Source organism: Sanguibacter sp. 25GB23B1, assembly GCF_040012415.1.
Lineage (GTDB): Bacteria > Actinomycetota > Actinomycetes > Actinomycetales > Cellulomonadaceae > Sanguibacter.
Genome location: NZ_JBDYKL010000064.1, coordinates 1 through 5,610 on the forward strand (window position 1 = coordinate 1; position 5,610 = coordinate 5,610).

The window sequence follows — 5,610 nt, forward strand, 5'->3', positions numbered from 1 at the left end:
TTGTGAATGGTGTTCCGGCGGCGTCCTACTCTCCCACACAGTCTCCCGTGCAGTACCATCGGCGCTGGAGGGCTTAGCTTCCGGGTTCGGAATGGGACCGGGCGTTTCCCCTACGCTATGACCGCCGTAACTCTTTTGGGTTTTCAAGCCGGGTTCTCGGCCGTCTCCCGAGAACCGCACAGTGGACGCGTAGCACAACATTTATTGTGTGTTATCAAGTTATCGGCTTATTAGTACCGGTCAGCTCCGAGGGTCTTTCGTCCCCTCTTCCACATCCGGCCTATCTACCCAGTGGTCTACTGGGAGCCTCTCGGGACGAATCCCGTGGAAACCTCATCTCGAAGCAGGCTTCCCGCTTAGATGCTTTCAGCGGTTATCCCTTCCGAACGTAGCCAACCAGCCGTGCTCCTGGCGGAACAACTGGCACACCAGAGGTTCGTCCGTCCCGGTCCTCTCGTACTAGGGACAGCCCTTCTCAAGTTTCCTGCGCGCGCAGCGGATAGGGACCGAACTGTCTCACGACGTTCTAAACCCAGCTCGCGTACCGCTTTAATGGGCGAACAGCCCAACCCTTGGGACCTACTCCAGCCCCAGGATGCGACGAGCCGACATCGAGGTGCCAAACCATGCCGTCGATATGGACTCTTGGGCAAGATCAGCCTGTTATCCCCGGGGTACCTTTTATCCGTTGAGCGACGGCGCTTCCACAAGCCACCGCCGGATCACTAGTTCCGACTTTCGTCCCTGCTCGACTTGTCAGTCTCACAGTCAAGCTCCCTTGTGCACTTGCACTCGACACCTGATTGCCAACCAGGCTGAGGGAACCTTTGAGCGCCTCCGTTACATTTTAGGAGGCAACCGCCCCAGTTAAACTACCCATCAGGCACTGTCCCTGATCCGGATTACGGACCGAGGTTAGATATCCAGAGCGACCAGAGTGGTATTTCAACGTTGACTCCACACACACTGGCGTGCATGCTTCACAGTCTCCCACCTATCCTACACAAGCCGCACCGAACACCAATACCAAACTATAGTAAAGGTCCCGGGGTCTTTCCGTCCTGCTGCGCGTAACGAGCATCTTTACTCGTAGTGCAATTTCGCCGAGTTCACGGTTGAGACAGCGGAGAAGTCGTTACGCCATTCGTGCAGGTCGGAACTTACCCGACAAGGAATTTCGCTACCTTAGGATGGTTATAGTTACCACCGCCGTTTACTGGGGCTTAAATTCTGAGCTTCGCCTTGCGGCTAACCCGTCCTCTTAACCTTCCAGCACCGGGCAGGCGTCAGTCCGTATACATCGTCTTGCGACTTCGCACGGACCTGTGTTTTTAGTAAACAGTCGCTTCTCCCTGGTCTCTGCGGCCCTTGCACGCTTCCCCAGCTAGTGGGTTCACGCTCCGGGCCCCCCTTCTCCCGAAGTTACGGGGGCATTTTGCCGAGTTCCTTAACCATGATTCTCTCGATCGCCTTAGTATTCTCTACCTGATCACCTGAGTCGGTTTAGGGTACGGGCGGCTAGAACCTCGCGCCGAGGCTTTTCTTGGCAGCATAGGATCACCCAATCATCGTCCATACGGACTCACCATCAGTTCTCAGGATATGTGAACAGCGGATTTGCCTACTGTTCTCCCTACAACCTTGGACGTGGACAACCATCGCCACGCTGGGCTACCTTCCTGCGTCACCCCTGTTAATACGCTTACCTAGTGCCGGCTCGGGTCCCGCGCTCCCCTGAGTCCTCAGCCCCGAAGGGCCTGTGGACCAGGCTTGGGCGGTTAGCATCACCGGGGTCGGTATGGGCGGTTCTTCGCCGGTAGGAGAATATCAACTCCTTGTCCATCGACTACGCCTGTCGGCCTCGCCTTAGGTCCCGACTTACCCAGGGCGGATTAGCCTGGCCCTGGAACCCTTGATCATTCGGCGGACGGGTTTCTCACCCGTCATTCGCTACTCATGCCTGCATTCTCACTCGTGTAGGCTCCACCGCTGGATCACTCCGCGACTTCACTGCCCACACGACGCTCCCCTACCCATCCACACACCTGGACCACGAAGGCCTGGTTATTATGTGAATGCCACAGCTTCGGCGGTGTACTTGAGCCCCGCTACATTGTCGGCGCGGAATCACTTGACCAGTGAGCTATTACGCACTCTTTCAAGGGTGGCTGCTTCTAAGCCAACCTCCTGGTTGTCTGTGCAACTCCACATCCTTTCCCACTTAGCACACGCTTAGGGGCCTTAGCTGGTGGTCTGGGCTGTTTCCCTCTCGACCATGGAGCTTATCCCCCACGGTCTCACTGCCACGCTCTCACTTACCGGCATTCGGAGTTTGGCTGACGTCAGTAACCTTGTAGGGCCCATTAGCCATCCAGTAGCTCTACCTCCGGTAAGAAACACGTGACGCTGCACCTAAATGCATTTCGGGGAGAACCAGCTATCACGAAGTTTGATTGGCCTTTCACCCCTACCCACAGGTCATCCCCCAGGTTTTCAACCCTGGTGGGTTCGGTCCTCCACGCGGTCTTACCCGCGCTTCAACCTGCCCATGGGTAGATCACTTCGCTTCGGGTCTAGACCCAGCGACTATGTTCGCCCTATTAAGACTCGCTTTCGCTACGGCTTCCCCACACGGGTTAACCTCGCCACTGAGCACTAACTCGCAGGCTCATTCTTCAAAAGGCACGCTGTCACCCCTGCTAGGGAGGCTCCAACGGATTGTAGGCACACGGTTTCAGGTACTATTTCACTCCCCTCCCGGGGTACTTTTCACCTTTCCCTCACGGTACTTGTCCGCTATCGGTCACTAGGTAGTATTTAGGCTTATGAAGTGGTCTTCACGGATTCACACGGGATTTCTCGGGCCCCGTGCTACTTGGGATCCCCTTCGGGAGGCCACGTCATTTCGTCTACGGGGGTCACACCCTCTACGCCGGGCCTTTCAATGCCCTTCGACTATAACGCGGCTTTCTGACTCCCTGAAAGTTCGGCAGAACAATCTGAAAGGTCCCACAACCCCGCCCATGCAACCCCTGCCGGGTATCACACATGAACGGTTTGGCCTCATCCGCTTTCGCTCGCCACTACTCACGGAATATCTCTTCCTGTCGGTACTGAGATGTTTCACTTCCCGACGTTCCCTCCACACACCCTATATATTCAGGTGCGGGTAACTGGACATGACTCCAGCTGGGTTTCCCCATTCGGACATCCTCGGATCACGGTTCGTTTGCCAACTCCCCGAGGCTTATCGCAGGCTACTACGTCCTTCATCGGCTCCTAGTGCCAAGGCATCCACCCTGTGCCCTTAAAAACTTGACAACAATAAATTGCAGAGAACAAAGATAAATCTTTGATCTTACAAAGATGCTCGCGTCCACTGTGCAGTTCTCAAGCTACGGACGATCCCACCCAACACCGCCGCCTACCACCCACCGAAGTGGACAGCGGTTCGACCGGTTCAGGGTGACCCGTGTCAGCTACCAGACGAAACCCCTCGACCCCCTGCACCCCTGTTCCCAGAGATCCAGCTCGTCGAGAGCGTCTGACGGCCCGAAGATCACCAGCGCCATACGGCGCCCGTGCCCTCAGGACCCAACAGTGTGCTTGCGTCCACCCACCCCACCACCAGCAGTTTCCGATCCAGACCACAAGGGCCTCGACGTACTCCCACCAGCACCAGCGCCGGCATCCATAGTCAATGTTCCACCCGTGAGCAACCGCCCACACCCGCATTCGGAGCGTGGAAGCGGCCACCTGAACCCACCCGGTACGCAGACTAGGTGAGCCAGTGTGTAGCTCCTTAGAAAGGAGGTGATCCAGCCGCACCTTCCGGTACGGCTACCTTGTTACGACTTAGTCCCAATCGCCAATCCCACCTTCGACGGCTCCGTCCCACAAGGGGTTAGGCCACCGGCTTCGGGTGTTACCGACTTTCGTGACTTGACGGGCGGTGTGTACAAGGCCCGGGAACGTATTCACCGCAGCGTTGCTGATCTGCGATTACTAGCGACTCCGACTTCATGGGGTCGAGTTGCAGACCCCAATCCGAACTGAGACCGGCTTTTTGGGATTCGCTCCACCTCGCGGTATCGCAGCCCTTTGTACCGGCCATTGTAGCATGCGTGAAGCCCAAGACATAAGGGGCATGATGATTTGACGTCATCCCCACCTTCCTCCGAGTTGACCCCGGCAGTCTCCTATGAGTCCCCACCATAACGTGCTGGCAACATAGGACGAGGGTTGCGCTCGTTGCGGGACTTAACCCAACATCTCACGACACGAGCTGACGACAACCATGCACCACCTGTACACCAGTCCGAAGACGCGACCATCTCTGGCCGATTCCGGTGTATGTCAAGCCTTGGTAAGGTTCTTCGCGTTGCATCGAATTAATCCGCATGCTCCGCCGCTTGTGCGGGCCCCCGTCAATTCCTTTGAGTTTTAGCCTTGCGGCCGTACTCCCCAGGCGGGGCACTTAATGCGTTTGCTGCGGCACGGAACTCGTGGAATGAGCCCCACACCTAGTGCCCAACGTTTACGGCATGGACTACCAGGGTATCTAATCCTGTTCGCTCCCCATGCTTTCGCTCCTCAGCGTCAGTTGCGGCCCAGTGACCTGCCTTCGCCATCGGTGTTCCTCCTGATATCTGCGCATTCCACCGCTACACCAGGAATTCCAGTCACCCCTACCGCACTCTAGTCTGCCCGTACCCGATGCAAGCTCAAGGTTGAGCCTTGAGTTTTCACACCAGACGCGACAAACCGCCTACGAGCTCTTTACGCCCAATAATTCCGGACAACGCTTGCGCCCTACGTATTACCGCGGCTGCTGGCACGTAGTTAGCCGGCGCTTCTTCTGCAGGTACCGTCACTTTCGCTTCTTCCCTACTGAAAGAGGTTTACAACCCGAAGGCCTTCATCCCTCACGCGGCGTCGCTGCATCAGGCTTTCGCCCATTGTGCAATATTCCCCACTGCTGCCTCCCGTAGGAGTCTGGGCCGTGTCTCAGTCCCAGTGTGGCCGGTCGCCCTCTCAGGCCGGCTACCCGTCGACGCCTTGGTGGGCCGTTACCCCGCCAACAAGCTGATAGGCCGCGAGTCCATCCTTGACCGAAAAACTTTCCAAGCGCACCCGATGCCGAGGCGCTTCGTATCCAGTATTAGCCCCGGTTTCCCGGAGTTATCCCAGAGTCAAGGGCAGGTTACTCACGTGTTACTCACCCGTTCGCCACTGATCAACCAGAGCAAGCTCCGATATCACCGTTCGACTTGCATGTGTTAAGCACGCCGCCAGCGTTCGTCCTGAGCCAGGATCAAACTCTCCGTAAATGTTCAACATCAACCCACCCCCGAAAGAGCAGATCAACAACCATACGAAGCGGGACACCCCATGCTATGAGGCACCCCATTAATCAAGGCTACAAACCGAAAACTTGCGTTTTCAATTCATACCAAATTCACTCCGCCGACCATGACCAACCACCCCACAACGAGGCAGCCAACCACACCCAGCGAAGGGTCTTGGCATTGACTATTAAGCACACTGTTGAGTTCTCAAAGAACGGACGCTCACCATTCCAGACCTTCCAGCCTGTACTCGGGGCAACCT

At 56.7% G+C, this 5,610-nt stretch carries 3 rRNA genes; all 3 read right to left on the reverse strand.

The features are described 5' to 3' along the window. Positions 1 to 12: 12 nt before the first annotated feature. A 5S ribosomal RNA gene (rrf, locus tag ABKW26_RS19915) occupies positions 13 to 129 on the reverse strand. An 81-nt stretch (positions 130 to 210) separates the two neighbouring features. Continuing rightward, positions 211 to 3,321: ribosomal RNA gene (locus ABKW26_RS19920) — 23S ribosomal RNA — on the reverse strand. A 485-nt stretch (positions 3,322 to 3,806) separates the two neighbouring features. After that, a 16S ribosomal RNA gene (locus ABKW26_RS19925) occupies positions 3,807 to 5,330 on the reverse strand. The 16S, 23S and 5S rRNA genes sit together here, the layout of an rRNA operon. Positions 5,331 to 5,610: the final 280 nt, after the last annotated feature.